Source organism: Bacillus sp. FSL W8-0223 (assembly GCF_038006805.1).
GTDB classification, from domain to species: domain Bacteria; phylum Bacillota; class Bacilli; order Bacillales; family DSM-4216; genus Bacillus_O; species Bacillus_O smithii.
In genome coordinates this window covers 242,592-258,860 of record NZ_JBBOVX010000001.1, presented here as the reverse complement: position 1 = coordinate 258,860, position 16,269 = coordinate 242,592, and the positions used below count along the sequence as shown (strand labels likewise).

The 16,269-nt window shown below is 37.9% G+C and carries 12 protein-coding genes and 2 pseudogenes; 8 read left to right on the top strand and 6 right to left on the bottom strand.

Going from position 1 to position 16,269, the window contains the following annotated elements:
* Positions 1–3: 3 nt before the first annotated feature.
* Genes NST81_RS01280 through NST81_RS01270 form a run of 3 tightly spaced genes read right to left on the bottom strand, consistent with a single transcriptional unit; the run spans position 4 to position 5,847 of the window.
* Positions 4–1,827, bottom strand: a complete 1,824-nt coding sequence (locus NST81_RS01280) for a site-specific DNA-methyltransferase (protein WP_341027825.1) — start codon at positions 1,825–1,827, stop codon at positions 4–6.
* Between the two features lie 13 nt (positions 1,828–1,840).
* Positions 1,841–2,602, bottom strand: a complete 762-nt coding sequence (locus tag NST81_RS01275) for a DUF4391 domain-containing protein (RefSeq protein WP_341027824.1) — start codon at positions 2,600–2,602, stop codon at positions 1,841–1,843.
* 5 nt (positions 2,603–2,607) lie between these two features.
* Positions 2,608–5,847, bottom strand: coding sequence for a helicase-related protein (locus NST81_RS01270; RefSeq protein ID WP_341027822.1), 3,240 nt, complete (start codon positions 5,845–5,847; stop codon positions 2,608–2,610).
* Positions 5,848–6,478: 631 nt separating this feature from the next.
* Here NST81_RS01270 and NST81_RS01265 point away from each other — a divergent pair.
* The 5 genes from NST81_RS01265 (at position 6,479) to NST81_RS01245 (ending at position 10,675) form a co-directional block, all read left to right on the top strand.
* Entirely contained in the window at positions 6,479–6,868 is a 390-nt protein-coding gene (locus NST81_RS01265) for a thioredoxin family protein (protein ID WP_341030463.1), read from the top strand.
* 153 nt (positions 6,869–7,021) lie between these two features.
* Entirely contained in the window at positions 7,022–7,651 is a 630-nt protein-coding gene (locus tag NST81_RS01260; protein ID WP_048622461.1) for a YhbD family protein, read from the top strand.
* A gap of 3 nt (positions 7,652–7,654) precedes the next feature.
* Complete coding sequence (locus NST81_RS01255) at positions 7,655–8,338, top strand: polymer-forming cytoskeletal protein (protein ID WP_341027821.1); 684 nt, start codon at positions 7,655–7,657, stop codon at positions 8,336–8,338.
* Between the two features lie 36 nt (positions 8,339–8,374).
* A complete protein-coding gene (locus tag NST81_RS01250; RefSeq protein WP_341027819.1) occupies positions 8,375–9,106 on the top strand; it encodes a polymer-forming cytoskeletal protein in 732 nt (243 codons plus the stop codon).
* 36 nt (positions 9,107–9,142) lie between these two features.
* Positions 9,143–10,675 (top strand): MDR family MFS transporter, encoded by a 1,533-nt coding sequence (locus NST81_RS01245; RefSeq protein ID WP_270584748.1) that lies wholly within the window; start codon positions 9,143–9,145, stop codon positions 10,673–10,675.
* Between the two features lie 331 nt (positions 10,676–11,006).
* On the opposite strand, the gene NST81_RS01240 is transcribed toward NST81_RS01245, so the two are convergent.
* On the bottom strand, positions 11,007–11,195 hold the full coding sequence (locus tag NST81_RS01240) for a hypothetical protein (RefSeq protein ID WP_341027817.1): 189 nt from the start codon (positions 11,193–11,195) through the stop codon (positions 11,007–11,009).
* A gap of 363 nt (positions 11,196–11,558) precedes the next feature.
* On the opposite strand from NST81_RS01240, the pseudogene NST81_RS01235 reads away from it, so the two are divergent.
* Positions 11,559–11,843, top strand: a pseudogene (locus tag NST81_RS01235) (sensor histidine kinase); the annotation flags it as partial.
* Positions 11,844–12,178: 335 nt separating this feature from the next.
* Positions 12,179–13,054 (top strand): fructosamine kinase family protein, encoded by an 876-nt coding sequence (locus tag NST81_RS01230; RefSeq protein WP_341027815.1) that lies wholly within the window; start codon positions 12,179–12,181, stop codon positions 13,052–13,054.
* A gap of 47 nt (positions 13,055–13,101) precedes the next feature.
* Here the strand turns inward: NST81_RS01230 and NST81_RS01225 are convergent, their stop codons facing one another.
* A complete protein-coding gene (locus NST81_RS01225; RefSeq protein ID WP_270584776.1) occupies positions 13,102–13,470 on the bottom strand; it encodes a DMT family transporter in 369 nt (122 codons plus the stop codon).
* A gap of 357 nt (positions 13,471–13,827) precedes the next feature.
* Between NST81_RS01225 and NST81_RS01220 the strand changes: the two genes are divergently transcribed.
* Positions 13,828–15,168 (top strand): IS1182 family transposase, encoded by a 1,341-nt coding sequence (locus tag NST81_RS01220; protein ID WP_341030462.1) that lies wholly within the window; start codon positions 13,828–13,830, stop codon positions 15,166–15,168.
* A gap of 147 nt (positions 15,169–15,315) precedes the next feature.
* On the opposite strand, the pseudogene NST81_RS01215 reads toward NST81_RS01220, so the two are convergent.
* Positions 15,316–16,053 (bottom strand): annotated as a pseudogene (locus NST81_RS01215) (TauD/TfdA dioxygenase family protein); the annotation flags it as partial.
* Positions 16,054–16,269 lie beyond the last annotated feature (216 nt).

Sequence of the window (16,269 nt, the reverse complement as noted above, 5' to 3'; positions counted from 1 at the left end):
GTCTTATACACTCCTAACATCTGTGATTCCGTTCTTTTTCAAAGTTTGAATGGCGTTTGTTTTTACTGAATCGTTGATGAAACCAGATTCTTTGAATATGACTTTTGGCTGCATATGCTCTGACTGATATTTCATCATCTCATTCACTATATCTAAATCAATTTCATTTTCCAGGCATAATAAAACAGAACCAAAGCCGACGTTGTAAATAGTTTTACCATTATAGTCGATCTCTTCAATTGGCGTAGTGAGCGGCAAGCCGATTTTTAGCAGAATTTCATACAACAAATCTTCTTTTGTACGGTCTTCTTTAATGTTTTCTTGCAAGTCAAAAAGGGTTTTCTCCAATTTTTCAAAATCAGGATCCCACGTTTTGACGTTAGAAGAATCAAGCTTAAACACTTTAAAACCAATATCTAAATCCGTTTTTCCTGTTTCTTGAACGATTTTTTCTCCAGCGCGACGAATGCGTTCTTTCCCGATTTCACAAATATTTTTATATCCCGCTTTATACGCCTCTGATTTTTCGTCAGTTAACTCAGGCAATTGCACCATGATAAATTTGCGATTACCTCCGTCTTCTGCATTTAGCTGCAAAACAGCATGGGCGGTGGTCGCCGAGCCAGAGAAGAAGTCTAATACTATATCATTATCTCTTGTAGATAACTCTAATATTCTTCTTATCAATTTTACTGGTTTAGGATAATCCATTACCGACTGATTATCAAATAATTCTTTTAATTCCTTTTTAGCATCTTGTGAATGTGATACTTCTTGATATGTCCATACAGTCAATGGAGTAATAGTAGATTTTACCTCACTTAAAAATCGTTTTAAACGTGGGACATTGTTACCGTCTTTACCGAACCAAATTCGATTATCTTTACGATATTCTTCAAATCTTTCCTTTGTTAAGACCCAACAACGCCCCTCTGGAGGTAAAACTCTTCTTCCGCTTGGTGTAACTATTTCATATACTTTCTCTTCAACAACTGGACCTACCGATAAATCTCCTGACATCCAAGGTCCTCTAGGATCATTATCAGGATTAGAATACCTTCCATCAGCATCTTCACTCCTTGATAGACCATAGAGTAATAAACTATCAATTTTTTTCGCGTAACATAGAATAAAATCATGGTTACGAGAAGCAAACTTATTCATATTAACAGGTGCAAAAGCTCTTTGCCAAATAAAAGTTGTTACAAAATTGGTTTCACCAAACACTTCATCACAGAGTTTTCTCAAATTTGGAACTTCAGTATCATCTATTGATATAAATATTGCGCCATCTTCTCTTAGTAGATTTCTTGCCAGTTTTAACCTTGGATACATCATATTTAACCAGTCAGTATGATATCGTCCATTAGTTTCCGTATTTGCTTTCATTGTTTGTTCAGTCAGTTCTTTATAGTTCTTAATATTATCCCGGAAATCGTCTTTATACACAAAGTCTTTCCCCGTATTATACGGTGGGTCGATATAAATCATCTTAATCTTGCCAAAGTATGATTTTTGCAACAGCTTTAGTACTTCGAGGTTGTCTCCTTCAATATAAAGGTTTTCCGTTGTATCCCAGTTTTTGCTGGATGCTTTATCCGGTCTAAGGGTTCCAGTGGATGGCGTTTGAGCCATTTTCATTGCTTTGGTTTTACCATGCCATGTAAATTCATATCGTTCGTTCCGTTTTTCGATTTCTTCTCCAAGCACTAGTTTTAACTTTTCAAAGTCAATTTTTCCTTCTGTGACGACTTCCGGGAATAATTGCTTTAACGCTTCAATATTTGTTTTCACTAAATCGAGCGATTTTCCGTCTAGTTTTTCCATGATGGTTCTCCTTTCATTGCAATTGTTGTTTCAACTGTTCCATTTGTTTTGTTAGCTGTTGAATTTTAATATTCATCTCTACTTTTCGATTAAACTGCGTTTCTTTTTTCATTTTATTTTTCCATTTCGTTATTTCCGCTTCGAATTGTTGGATTTGCTGAATAAGCTGCTGTACTTCTTCGTTTTCTGCAACGTAAAACGCTCCGACAACCTTTGTATGTTGAAACGCTTGTACCGCTAAATGAATATCTTTATAAAACTGAAAAAAATGAGAAAATGATAGGTTTGTAATATGAATCGTTTTTATAAACTGATGGACCGTTTCGTCATCGTTGTCCAATTGAAACCAAGGAGTGTAATACGATTCTTCCAGTACAACCTGCGACATATCTACTTTATTTAATCGTTTTAAGCATGTGCCGATTTGAAAGTTTCCTTGCTTTTCAAAGACAATCACCACAGGGTTCGGAAGCGCCCCTTGGATGATTTCACCGATGACCGGCAGATGATTGTCTTTCGCTTCCTCCCTCAGTTGAATCGTAATAAACATAACCCCTTCATAATGGTATTCTTCGTTGATAAATGGCTGGATATTGATTGTGCTCGGGGTTAATAAATAACTTAATTCCATTCGTTCAATATATTTTGTAATGTAGTCTTTTTCTTTCTTGTTTAAATCAGCGAAATCATAGAACATCTTTTTATCTAATTTTTTTTTGAGCGGACGAACTTTATTGTCCAGCCCAATCATACGGTAAAACGTTAATCCAGCCATCGTTCTCACCCTTTTATAATGAGATAAGAAATGATTTCAAAATCCTGCAGGCTTGTATTCGCATTTGTGACGAGACTGTCTAAATTCCCTAGACTAAAGATGTTAAGCGTCAATTGTTGGTCGATCTTCCCGACAATATCTTCCACTGCTTTTTCCAACATCATTTTGTACTGTCCCATCTCTTTGCCGTTCTTTGTTTCTTCATAAAACGCTGCATATAATTGTGCTTCGACTTCCTTTTGCCCATTACATAGCGAACGATAGATATCGAGAATTTTCTTGATATGGACATGGTTATATAACACTTCGCCGTCTTCTTTCACATAAATCAAATAATATGGATGAAGTGCGTTTTGTTCGCTAGAAGCTGTAAAGTTATTGATTTGTTTCAAGCAGAAAATAACTCCCGGCTTAATTTCTTCTCGTAGTTTTTCATTTTTATTCGTTGTAATACTAAATAAACCTAGCGGAGCCTTCTCGATTACATCTTTGTTTTTCTTCATGAAATTTAATAAATCCATTCGGAAATCATCCATCGTGAAATCCGTTAATGAAATATTCCCAGAAATATCTTCTAAATCAATGACTTCATTTTGTAATTTTTCGAGTTGTTTCCGGCGATACTCTAAATCTTTCATTTCGTTGCTGTTGTCGGCGATAACGTTTTCTTCCCCGGTGGAAGAGATATCAAGAATGGTCATTCGGTCTTTGACCCTGCCGACTAGATTAATATATTCGTCTAACTCCATCGACGGCCAAAAGTTCACTAACTGAATACGTTCATTTTTACTTCCAAGTCGGTCAATACGTCCAAATCGTTGAATAATGCGCACGGGATTCCAATGAATGTCATAGTTGACGAGATAATCACAATCTTGCAAGTTTTGCCCTTCAGAAATACAGTCGGTTGCAATGAGAATATCAATCTCTTCCATCATATTCGGCATGACTTTTGCTCTCTCTTTAGAAATGGGTGAAAAGTTCGTTAACACACTATTGAAATCCACTTTTTTGAACTTCAATGTTGTCTTTGGATGATCAGAACCTGTAACAACGGCAGAGTGCAGCCCGAAATTATGGAAAATCCACTTATGTAAGTTCTCATATAAATATTTTGCCGTATCAGCAAATGCTGTAAAAATTAATAGTTTCTTATTTTGGCCGTTAATTGGATTTTCAATTTTCGATTGAATAATTTCTTTGAGAGCCAATAATTTTTGATCACGATCAGGAGTGATTCGCATAGCACGTTGTAACATCTTTACTAAAATGTCTCGATCATACAACAAATCTTCTTTCCAACGAATTAAATCAATATCTTGAAGCAAGATTTTTACTTTTGATCCAATTAAAGCATCTTCAAGTTCAGGATCGTCCATATCAATATCATCTTCGTTTTCAATGGGTTCAAAGGATGAATGATAATTTTCGATTTTACGGATATGTAAATCAATATTCTTGATAATGCTTTCTAATGTTAACGAAAAAGAATGAATACTGCTCTCGAGCCGTTTCAGCAAATTCGTTTTCATTAAGTAAACGAGATTGTTTTCCCGGTCGGTTTGTTTCAAAACACGCCCGTTTGACACTTTTGTATCGTATTTCTCATAATAAAACGATTTTCTATGTGGTAAAATATATTTCATCGGTGAATAGATAGCAAAATGCAACCGTAAAATATCATTATTGATCACTGAAAGAGGAGGAAATTCATTTTTAACGTCGATCGTCTTTTTAATATTCATTGGCTTTAATCGCTGTGGAAATTTTCCAATGTCTTTTATGTTATAGTACTTTTCAATGTGACGACGAGAACGAGCAATAGTCAGCGAATCAAGCAATGCAAAATAATCCCAGCTTAACATATCTAACAGTCTCTCTGTAGTGCGCTCATTTTCCGGAAGATTGCTCCATTTGTTGAATTGTGATTGCGCACGTCGAATCGTTTGGCTAATGAGTTTAATATTGGCTGTCTCTGCTAATGCTTTGTCATTACCTTCTGTAATAAAGGCAATTTGATTTTTTAAATCATCAAGCTTATTGTTGACTGGAGTGGCAGAGAGCATAAGAACTTTAGTCTTAACACCGGATTTTATAATATCATTCATTAACCGAGTATAGCGAGTAATGTGGCTCTTGCGTGGGTCATTATTGCGAAAATTATGTGATTCGTCAATGACCACCAAATCGTAATTTCCCCAATTTACATGTTCTAAATTAATTGCACCACTGTATCCACGCTCTCGCGATAAGTCTGTATGGTTTAAAAGATCATAAGAAAAGCGGTCATCTATCAGGATATTTCTTTTATCATTTAAACGGTAAACTTCCCAATTTTCCCTTAACTTTTTTGGAGCCAACACGAGAACACGATGATTTCGTAATTCATAATATTTAATGATGGCTAACGCTTCAAACGTTTTCCCAAGACCAACGCTATCAGCAATGATGCAACCTCCGTACGTTTCAATTTTATTAATGGCACCAATTACGCCATCACGCTGAAAGTCGTATAGTTTATTCCAAATTACTGTATTTTCAAATCCAGTTTTTGTTTGCAATACCTCATAATTTTTTGTATCCTGTAAAAAATCTTTAAAAAGATTGTAGAGAGTGACAAAGTAAATAAACTCGGGCGAATTTTCTTTATATAACACTTTTAAACGCCGTAGTATTTGTTCTTTCACATCTTGTAAAACATATTCATTTTGCCAAATGTCATCAAAATTACGAATTAATTGCTTATTTGTTTCTAAGTCGTCAACAATATTGTTAATGTACATGCTTGAGGAGTTGCTATATCCTAATCCCGGACTTGAAAAGGGCGCTCCACCAACTAGCCCAATTTGGGTACCATCTTTATTTTTAACATGATAAAATCCCCCTTGAATGCGCTTTGTTGTAACGGATTTGATTTGTGCTTTTCTCTTTAACCATTTTGCAAACTGTTTAGCTATATATGCCTGATTTAGTTCAATTTTATATTTTCTCTCTTCTTCGACGCCGTATAAGAATGCTTCATTTTTTTCAATTTGTTCTTTTAAAATATTTTCTCCTTCAATAAAAGCAGGCTCTGTAAAAATAAAGCGAAATTCATCTAATAGTGAAAGTTCTTTTTTTAATTCGACAAATGCGTATAAAGTTAAGTGAGCAGCTGCTATCGATAGTTTACTGCCCTTTGTAATACAATCTTTTAAAACATCTCCTACAAGACCACTTTGTTTATTATCAATAATTCTTGCCATTTTTATTAACTCCTTTATTTGAACACTCCGCTCCAACATACCAACTTGTAATAATCGTTCGATTGTATAGAATAATTATATTGTACTAAAATAATAACCAACAAATTGTCGAATAATGTCGAAAATGTACAAGAGTTATAAAAAACTTTCTAAAATTCTCCACTGTAATGAAATCTTTTTACTAGTCTTGATGACATAAGAATTAACTCTAGCTCCATATAGTTACCTCACAAAAAAACAAAAGCCTCGACTCTTTTTTCGATCTGGAGTTTATTCTGATGTTTATAGGAAATTAGTTCGATCAAAGATAACGGATATTCCAAGTTCCTAATCTCCTACTTTTTTATACTAGCAAGCATTAATCATAGAGAAGAATAGAAATAATATTAAGGTTTCATATTATATTGAAGTAAATGGGACACCTCGTCCGTTACAAAAATTGATCAAAAACATCAGTAGGTTGGGAAAAGACTTATTGTTGATACCAAAAGAACAAGATTCTGTTTTTTCTTCAAATTCAGATCATATATACATATGAACACCGTCGATACGTTCATCTTGTTTGCCGTGTTATAATCACTATACCTTATGGTTTTATCCCTTTACGGAAGGAGATCTACTTTTGAATATCATGAAAGAACTATTTTCTGTCAAAGAAGTCGATGATTTTGTTGACCGTCACGAGTTAGCGTTTTTATATATATCCAGAGATCATTGTAGTGTGTGCCATGATTTATTGCCAAAAATTCAAAATGTCATGGCTGATTTCCCTGATATTCAACTGGCTCTTGTCAATGCCGATCACGTTCCGGAAGTTGCAGGGCGTTTTACCATTTTCACCGCCCCCGTTTTGTTGTTATTTGTAGATGGGAAAGAAGTACTTCGGGAAGTGCGATTTGTTCATGTAGAGCCGTTTCGGGAAAAAGTGAACAAAATTTATCGTTTAATACAAGAATTGGCAGCCATCTTGAAGTGGCTGCCTTTTATTTTAATGAAGGCGCCAATGGTATCGTTGAGATAGATGGTAATTCCCTAATGAATAATGAAAAGGAATCTTCATTCCTTTTTGCCTATCGTTTTGTCTGATCCGGTTCACAGGAAAAATGAACGTATATTTTATTTACAACGTAACATTGTTATGTTACACTATTTCGTGTGAAGGAGGTGCCAAGCGGTGGAACAAGAGTTGATTTCTAAAAAAGAGTTGCTCGAATTAACAGGAATTTCTTACGGACAGCTGTATCGTTGGAAACGAAAAAAGTTAATTCCCGAAGAATGGTTCATTCGAAAATCGACTTTTACCGGACAAGAAACGTTTTTTCCGAAAGAAAAAATATTAACAAGAATAGAAAACATTAAAAATATGAAAGACGATTTATCATTGGATGAATTGGCGAGTATGTTTTCTCCTAACCCCGCAGACATCACACTCAAAAAAGACGAACTTCTTAATCGAAACATTATTTCGTTAATGACATTGCGTTTTTATAAAGAACAAAAAGGAGAACATGAAACATTTTCATTTGTTCAACTGTTTCAACTCTATGCGCTGGAAAAGCTTCTCCAATCCGGAGATATCAGTTTGGAAGAGGGTAAAACCATCTTAAATGTATTAGATGCCTATTACCCAAAATTTCAAGGTCGTAGTTTTGAATTGATTTTGATACGCAAAATGGGAATATCCACCTGTATGTTAGTGGCGAGCGGAAACGACGTGTATTTTGAAGAGGATGTAAAAGTAGTGGCCCGTCTTCATTTATCAAGCTGCATGGAGGAATTAAAAATGAAAATACTGGAGGGATAACGGGTGGAAAGACAGGATTTAGTGATCGCAGGTTTCGGAAATGCTTCTGGCGGAAATTACAACCTAGTAAAAATTTCCGGAAATGGTGAATTGCAAGGCGATCTTGATTGTATCGAATTGAACATTCAAGGAAATGCCAAAATTTATGGCAATGTGAAATCAGAAACAACCTATGTTGCCGGGACAGCGAATATGCACGGAGCGCTGCACTCAGAGAAGATAAAAATCCAGGGCAAAGCTAGCATTGTCGGAGATGTGGAGTGCAAAGAAGTTCGTTTTAACGGAAGCGGAAAAGTGAAAGGAAATGTACAGGCGGAAGAGTTGCGTATTCACGGCGGAGCGACGATCTCAGGTGATTGTGCATCAGAAGTATTTGAAACAAACGGGAGTTTCCGTGTCGGTGGATTATTAAATGCAGGAAAAATTCAAATTCAGTTGTTTGGAAATTGTCAGGCAAAAGAAATTGGCGGCGAGAACATTGAAGTGAAAAAACAAAGAAGGATATTTTTTAAAAAGTGGTTCTTCAATGCCGTATTAAACGCTGAAAGCATTGAAGGAGACGAAATTTATTTGGAGAATACAAAAGCAAAAGTAGTGAGAGGAAACCGAGTGATACTTGGTCCCGGCTGCGACATAGAATTTGTGGAATATAAAAATCATTTTCAATGCGATAAAAGATCAAAGTAAAAACCAGCAAAAAATTATAGAGGAGGGAGACTGAGGGTGGAAAATGATGTGCTGCGTCATTTAACGGTGAACGGTACTGGTATTACTTCTGGAGGAACTTTCAACAAAGTAAAAATTCGCGGAGAAGGCACCATTAATGGAGACTTGCATTGCGTTCAATGGAAAGTGTTTGGAACTGCCGACGCAAACGGGCTCGTCAAGGCAAAAACGATTGACATTTTCGGTCAGGCAAATATGAAGGGAAATGTAGAGGCAGAGTCCATCAAGATTTTTGGAGAAGCCGATATACAAGGTCATGCCACGATGAAAGATTTAAACCTTCGCGGAGCCGTTCATATAAAAGAACGTTTAGTCGGAGGACATATTCATGGTTATGGCGAATTGAAGATTGAAAACGATTGTGAAGCGGATTCTATTTCCTTAAAAGGAGCCGTTGCCATTGGCAGAACGTTAAATGCAGAAAAAGTATCTCTCTATCTTCATTTTGAGGATAGCCGCATTGCGGAAATTGGCGGAGAAGTCATTCGCGTCACCAAAAGCAAAGCATTTAATGTCATCAATTTTCTAAAACGATTTAGACAGGATTCCGCCAAGCTCGTTGCAGAAAGTATTGAAGGAGATGACATTTATTTAGAATATACGAAAGCAAAAGTTGTCAGAGGAAAAGAAGTGACAATTGGTCCAGGTTGTGAGATTGATCTGGTAGAATATCAAACCAGCTTTCAACAAGATGAAAAAGCGATTGTAATAGATAGTAAAAAAGTATAGAATCGAATCGTTCCATTTAAGGGGAGGTGGCTTTCGGTGAAAAAGAAAGAAACGAACATAGCGTGGGTTGTGGCAGGTTTATTATTAGGAATTTTCGTTGCGGCAATCGATAACACCATTGTGGCAACGGCTATGGCGACCATTGTAGCGGATCTTGGAGGACTGGACAAATTTGTTTGGGTAACATCCGCTTATATGGTGGCCGAGATGGCTGGGATGCCGATTTTTGGAAAACTTTCGGATATGTATGGTCGAAAACGGTTTTTCATTTTTGGGCTAATCGTGTTTTTAACTGGTTCGATGTTATGCGGCGTTGCCCAAAACATTGTTCAGCTCAGCCTTTTTCGGGCGATTCAAGGAATTGGCGGTGGTGCGTTAGTTCCTATTGCCTTTGCCATTATGTTTGATCTTTTTCCTCCTGAAAAACGCGGAAAAATGGGAGGTTTTTTTGGAGCGGTATTTGGTTTGTCGAGCATATTCGGACCATTGCTTGGCGCTTATATCACGGATTACTTCGATTGGCGCTGGGTATTTTATATTAACATCCCTATTGGTCTTCTATCGTTCTTTTTCGTTACCTTTTTTTACCGCGAATCGCCTGTTCATGCGAAGCAAAAAATTGATTGGTGGGGAGTCGTTACACTCGTTCCTGCGATCATTTGCCTAATGTTTGCTCTTGAACTGGGCGGAAACCAATTTGAATGGAGCTCCAAAGTCATCATCGGTTTATTTTCCGCTTTCGCTGTTTTATTTTTGCTGTTTCTTTATGTGGAGACAAAGGCAAAAGAACCCATTATTTCCTATCATATGTTTAGAAAACGTTTGTTTGCAGCAAGCAATCTTGTAGGGTTCTTTTCCGGAGCCACCTATATAGTTGCCACCGTGTACATTCCAATTTTTATCCAAGGAGTGATCGGCGGTTCAGCAACGAATTCAGGGCTGGTTTTACTGCCGATGATGTTAGCGACGACGGTATCCGCTCAATTAGGCGGTTTTTTAGCCAATAAAATGAGTTATCGAAACGTCATGATCATCTTTACATCGATTTTCATTATCGGCATGTTTCTATTAAGCACAATAACAGTCCATACTTCTCGCCTTATGATTACCTTGTATATGATTATAACCGGATTAGGGGTAGGTGCTTCTTTTTCCGTTTTAGGTATGGCGGCTATCCACCATTTTCAGCATAAAGATCGTGGGGCGGCCAGTTCAACCAATTCCTTTTTGCGTTCGCTTGGAATGACGATCGGGGTCACGGTGTTTGGAATCATTCAAAGAAATCTTTTTAAACATAATTTAACGGACACATTCAGTGGCATGTCGCAAGCACCACAAAACTTGAATTTCAAAGATCCAAGAGCGATACTATCGCCGGACACGCGCTCCCACATTCCCGAACCAGTGCTGGATAAAATCACATCAGCGTTGTCATCTTCCATTGCCCATACCTTTGTGTGGAGTCTTATTCCAGCGCTGCTGACATTATTATTTGTAATGTTTATGACGAATGATCAACTATCCACCAATTTCAGAGCACAACCAGTTAAAATCAATGAAGGAAAATAAGGTTGTATTCTGGGGCAACAAAGCCGATATTCTCTTCATGAATGTTACAACAGATGTTTTAGATCTATCATTTTTCAACAAGACAATTGGCAACACTTTTCGTGTCCAGCATATTAAGACACTTTGCCAGCAAAATAATAGAGTATAAACTTAAGAAAGAAAACTTGGTGTTCTATCCCCCTTCCGTCATCGTGATGGTTAGGGGGATAAATTTATATATGCTGTTTCTGATTTTTAGGCCAATACGAGCCTTTTATTACCCCTTATAATCTATCTTGAAGGCATCGTCCATGTCGAATAGAGCCTCATTTGTGCCGTAGCAAGTGTTCTTTTATTGAGTCTGTTTACGCAAAAACAGCATAAGAGCGGTTCCCGCACCAACAACTGGCAGTAGAAAAATAAGCGTGCCAAATGAAACCCCAAACATTTGGTAAACACTATCTATAATGGCTACAGCAAACACCAATCCTACAAATAATCCTGCAAGTAAGACCACCGTCACTAAAATCGTTTTATTCATTCGAACCATCCTTTCTTCCATTTTGACGAAAAACGCAGCTCCGACACAAAAAATATTCGTAATATCTCATCTTTTCACTACGCCTATAACAGACTGCAAGGACCTAAGCGATGGCGCTCCTCCATCCATAGGCCTTGGCTAACTGCTTGAAAGGGAATTTCATATCCATTCAAAAAGATTGCCTATTTGAATAATTTCTGGGTGTTCCCCAATATTCTCTCATTGGGAAATGACCATAATGCTGACGAAACTGATTTCTTTGCCATATTGACGAATCGGATTTTAGTGTTTTTGTCTATCCCCCTTCTTTCCCACCCATATTCTTTGGATTGGTGACGTTCTTATCCTACGCCCTCGGGTGGTTCTATCACTATTACAGTTGATGAGGAAACGACAGAGAACGAAAAGAGTCGTGTTCTTTGCGTTGCGATTTCTGATACTGGAATTGGCATTGAACCTGAACAACTCCCTTTTCTTTTCAATCGGTTTTACCGTACAGATGAAGCGCGAACCCGCAACAGGGGCGGTATGGGATTGGGGCTCGCTATCGCCAAGGAATTCGTATTAGCCCATGGCGGCACAATAGAAGCAGAAAGCCAACCAGGCAAAGGCACTACTTTCATCGTCAGATTGCCTTTCATGGATTGAAAAATCCGAACTCTAATTTCGAGTTCGGATTTTGTTGGATTATTCTGATTCGTATCCAGCCTCTTTGGATAAAGATGCTTCCCACAACTGTATTTTCTTAAATCTGTCCCAATGCTGTAAATGTTTCAATATATGATTGCCTCTGACAAGCATTTGTTCCTATGACAACTCTATAAAAAGATGTTCTGATATATAATAAATTACAAACTGCTTGTTTCGTTCTCAACACCTTAGCTTCTAACGAGTATCGAAAATTCAATCTCTTATACCCTTTCGATCCATACACCCCCTATGATTCGTTTCACTAGTTTGCCACAATGAAAGGAGATAGTAGTATGAACCTTTCGTCGATATTACGAGAATCACTTGATCAAATCGGCGACAAAACAGCGATCGTCCAATGCAAAAGCGTATCCGGAGGCGATATCAACGCTGCCTATTATGTAAGAAGTGAACATCGTTCCTATTTTGCCAAAATCAATGAGCGAATTCCTCCTCGCTTTTTTCAAAGTGAAGCAGCTGGTCTTGAATTGCTAAGGCAAACGAATGCCGTTCATGTTCCAAAAGTATATCATTGCGTGGAAGCAGAAGACGGATCCTATGGTTTGCTGTTGCTTGAATGGATTGAAGGAGAAAAAACGGATCAGACTGCGGTTTTGCTAGGTCAGGCACTAGCTCGCCTTCATCAATGTTACGGTCAGTATTTCGGATTAGCCGAAGATAGCTTCATTGGCCGTCTTCCGCAAAAAAACGGACAATATGAAAACTGGATCGATTATTTTCGGGAACGGCGGCTTCTTCCGCAAGTTCAATTGGCAGAACAAAAAGGAAGAATGCCAACATATAGACGAAAGAAAATGGAAGCATTGTTACAGTCGCTTGATCAATGGCTACCACAAACATGCCAGCCTTCTTTATTGCACGGCGACCTTTGGGGCGGAAACTGGATGGCAGGCGAACATGGAATTCCTTATCTCATTGACCCTTCAGTATTTTATGGGCATTCAGAAATGGATATTGCCTTCACGGAATTGTTTGGCGGATTTCCAAATGCTTTTTATCGCTCGTACAACGAAATTCAGCCACTTTCTCCTGAATATAAGGATCGAAAAGAGCTGTATCAACTGTTTTACTTGCTCGTTCACCTGAATCTGTTTGGAGAAACATACGGAGCTTCCGTCGATCGAATCTTGCAAAGGTATGTTGGATAATTTAAAGGCGAACAGTGACCATTCCTGTTCGCCATTTTCATTGCTTTTTATTTGATATGTAGATCCGATACAGAGACTGAAGAGACTTCTTTTCCATGCGCTTCTCCGCTGACATTTAAGATAATCACACCGGCAATAATCATCAAGATGGCCACCATTTTTAAGAAAGAAAAGTGTTCTTTGAAGTATAAAATGCCTATGATGGCGATAATCGCAGTACCAAGTCCGGACCATATGGAATAAGCGATGCTTACATCTATCTTTTTCAGTGCCAATGTAACTAACGTAAGGCTGGCTCCATAAAATACAAACATGAGTACAGAAGGAATGAGCTTCGTAAATCCTGCTGACATTTTCATTGAAGTTGTGCCTAAAACCTCCGAAAGAATTCCTAATAAAAGCAAAATCCAACTCATAAACGTTTCACCTCCCTTTTTCAGAAGTACATATCATGAAAGGATATTATGAAATTTTCATCATATTGATGCCTTTACAAAGAAGGGTACCATAATACATGTGCAATCGTGATAAATCTTGTTCTTGGCGCTTCGGTTTGAGCTTGAAAATCGGACCTGGTCAAACTTTGTTGAAAATAAATGATCCGTACATGATGGAAATGATGATCAGAACACAACGAATGGAACCTACAAAGGTTCCATTCGTTCAGACTGTCGACAAATCCGAAAAAACCGGATTTGCCGACAGTCTTTTTTTGTATAATTAAGATACCGTAATGAATTGAGGTGGATGAAGTACTAACAAAAAATACACAGATGAATCGTGATCAAATAGAAATGATAGCTTTAGACCAACTTGTACCTGCAGATCATTTGGTTCGTAAAATCGACGCTGCTATTGATTTTTCATTTATCTATTCGCTTGTTCAAGACATGTATTCATCGGAAAGAGGTCGACCAAGTATTGATCCAGTTGTATTGATTAAAATGGCTTTCATCCAATATACCTTCGGTATTCGTTCCATGCGAAAAACTATAGAGGAAATCGAAACGAATCTGGCTTACCGTTGGTTTCTTGGATTTGGTTTTTATGATAAGGTACCTCACTTTTCAACGTTTGGGAAAAACTACGAGCGACGCTTTAAGGATACAGACTTATTTGAACAGATATTCTATCGCATTTTGAAAGAAGCTGCAGATAAGAAGCTGATAAGCAGTGAGCATGTCTTTATTGATTCTACTCATGTCAAAGCGAGTGCGAATAAGCATAAATTTGTGAAGAAAGTGGTTCGAAAAGAAACGAAAGCCTATCAAGCACGTCTACAAGATGAGATAAATGCTGATCGAGAAGCACATGGAAAAAAGCCATTTCCTCCAGATAAATTTGGGAAAGAAGAATATAAAGAAATAAAAGAAAGTACCACTGATCCGGAAAGTGGTTACTACGTAAAAGACGAGCGAACAAAACAGTTTGCTTACTCATTCCATGCTGCTGCGGATCGAAATGGCTTTGTTTTGGGGGCTATTGTAACGCCAGGGAATATTCATGACAGTTCCGTATTGGAGCCACTTCTTGAAAAAGTCATAGAAAAACATGGAAAACCGGCTGTGGTTGCTGCTGACGCTGGATATAAAACTCCCGCCGTTGCCCAATACATATTTGAAAATGATATGACCCCTGCTTTACCTTATACTCGCCCTCGTACAAAGGATGGTTATTTCAAAAAACATGAGTATGTTTACGATGAATACTACGATTGTTATCTTTGTCCGCAAGGACAAGTGTTAAAATATGCAACTACGACGAAGGAAGGCTATCGTCAATATTTTTCTGATCCAGTCCAGTGTAAAGATTGTCCATTCCTTTCGAAGTGCACCCAAAGTAAGGAGCATAAAAAACTGATTCAGCGACATGTATGGGAATTTTATTTAGAGGAAGCTGATCATCTTCGGCATACACAAGAGAATAAGAGCATTTATGCAAGACGGAAAGAAACCATTGAACGTGTTTTTGCTGATGCAAAGGAAAAGCATGGTATGCGTTGGACAACTTTAAGAGGTTTAAAAAAATTGTCCATGCAGGCGATGCTAACTTTTGCTGCAATGAATTTGAAAAAGATGGCTTGCTGGACATGGAAAAGTCCAGCAATAACATAAAATAGACCCCTGGAGGGGTCTATTCCAAACATTTGAAAGCATAAAAGTGACAAAAGGCATCCGAAAGCGCACATTCGGATGCCTTTTGTCTACACTCTGAACGAATGGAACCTAAAAAGGTTCCATTCGTTGTTCCAATGATATTGCTTAATATGGACGATCCCCAACGATGGCAACGCGTTCAGCCTTACGCGGATTTGGATAATAGTCCGATACCGCATAATGTTGGGTTGCACGATTATCCCAGAAAGCGATGGAGTCCTTTTCCCAACGAAAACGCACCTGATATTCAGGAATGTGAGCTTGACGGAACAAATACTGAAGCAGCTCTTCACTCTCATCAGGGTCCAGACCTACGATTCGAGTCGTGAACGATGGATTCACAAACAAAGTCTTCCGTCCAGTTTCCGGATGGGTTCGAACGACCGGATGTTCAACAGGCGGAAATTTTTCTTGTTGAACCGCTAACTCTTCCGGTGTCAATAAATCGCTGAAAGCAGGAGTAAAATCGTGAATAGCAGTAAGGTGATCAATACGCTCCTTCACTTCGTCAGGTAAATTATCATATGCAGCGGCCATATCTGCCCATAACGTGTCGCCCCCGACAGGAGGAACTTCTATTAATCTTAATATCGCTGCTTTCGCAGGATTGGGGCGAAAAGTGACATCCGTATGCCAAATATTTTCTTTTCCAGTTTCTTTCTTCCCTTTGGAAAAGCGAACAATCTCCTCAGATTGATCTTCTTCAACAGGATAAAATGGATGAACTTCTAATTCACCCCACAGCCGAGCAAACGCCCGCTGCTGTTCACTCGTGATTTTTTGGTTGCGAAAGAAAAGAACCTTCCATTCCAATAATGCCCGATTCAACTCTGCTTGCTTTTTATTTGTCAATCTTTTTTGAATATTGTTTTTTCAATTATCACGATCAACAGCACCACAAAGCGATATATAACGAAAAAATTCCTTCTACTTGACTTTGGATTTATCGCGGATTTAATTAAAATCCTTCAAAAGTTGAAAATTCCTTTATTTTTACAGCGAAAATTTCTACACAAACGGATTCATCCTCACCTGCGTCATTTCTTGTCATCTTTCCTG

Bases quoted from the DNA above. Each gene is read 5' to 3' on its own strand.
- NST81_RS01240 (WP_341027817.1), bottom strand. From the start codon at position 11,195: ATGAATAAAACGATTTTAGTGACGGTGGTCTTACTTGCAGGATTATTT.
- NST81_RS01230 (WP_341027815.1), top strand. From the start codon at position 12,179: ATGAACCTTTCGTCGATATTACGAGAATCACTTGATCAAATCGGCGAC.
- NST81_RS01265 (WP_341030463.1), top strand. From the start codon at position 6,479: ATGAAAGAACTATTTTCTGTCAAAGAAGTCGATGATTTTGTTGACCGT.
- NST81_RS01275 (WP_341027824.1), bottom strand. From the start codon at position 2,602: ATGGCTGGATTAACGTTTTACCGTATGATTGGGCTGGACAATAAAGTT.
- NST81_RS01225 (WP_270584776.1), bottom strand. From the start codon at position 13,470: ATGAGTTGGATTTTGCTTTTATTAGGAATTCTTTCGGAGGTTTTAGGC.
- NST81_RS01270 (WP_341027822.1), bottom strand. From the start codon at position 5,847: ATGGCAAGAATTATTGATAATAAACAAAGTGGTCTTGTAGGAGATGTT.
- NST81_RS01280 (WP_341027825.1), bottom strand. From the start codon at position 1,827: ATGGAAAAACTAGACGGAAAATCGCTCGATTTAGTGAAAACAAATATT.
- NST81_RS01220 (WP_341030462.1), top strand. From the start codon at position 13,828: ATGAATCGTGATCAAATAGAAATGATAGCTTTAGACCAACTTGTACCT.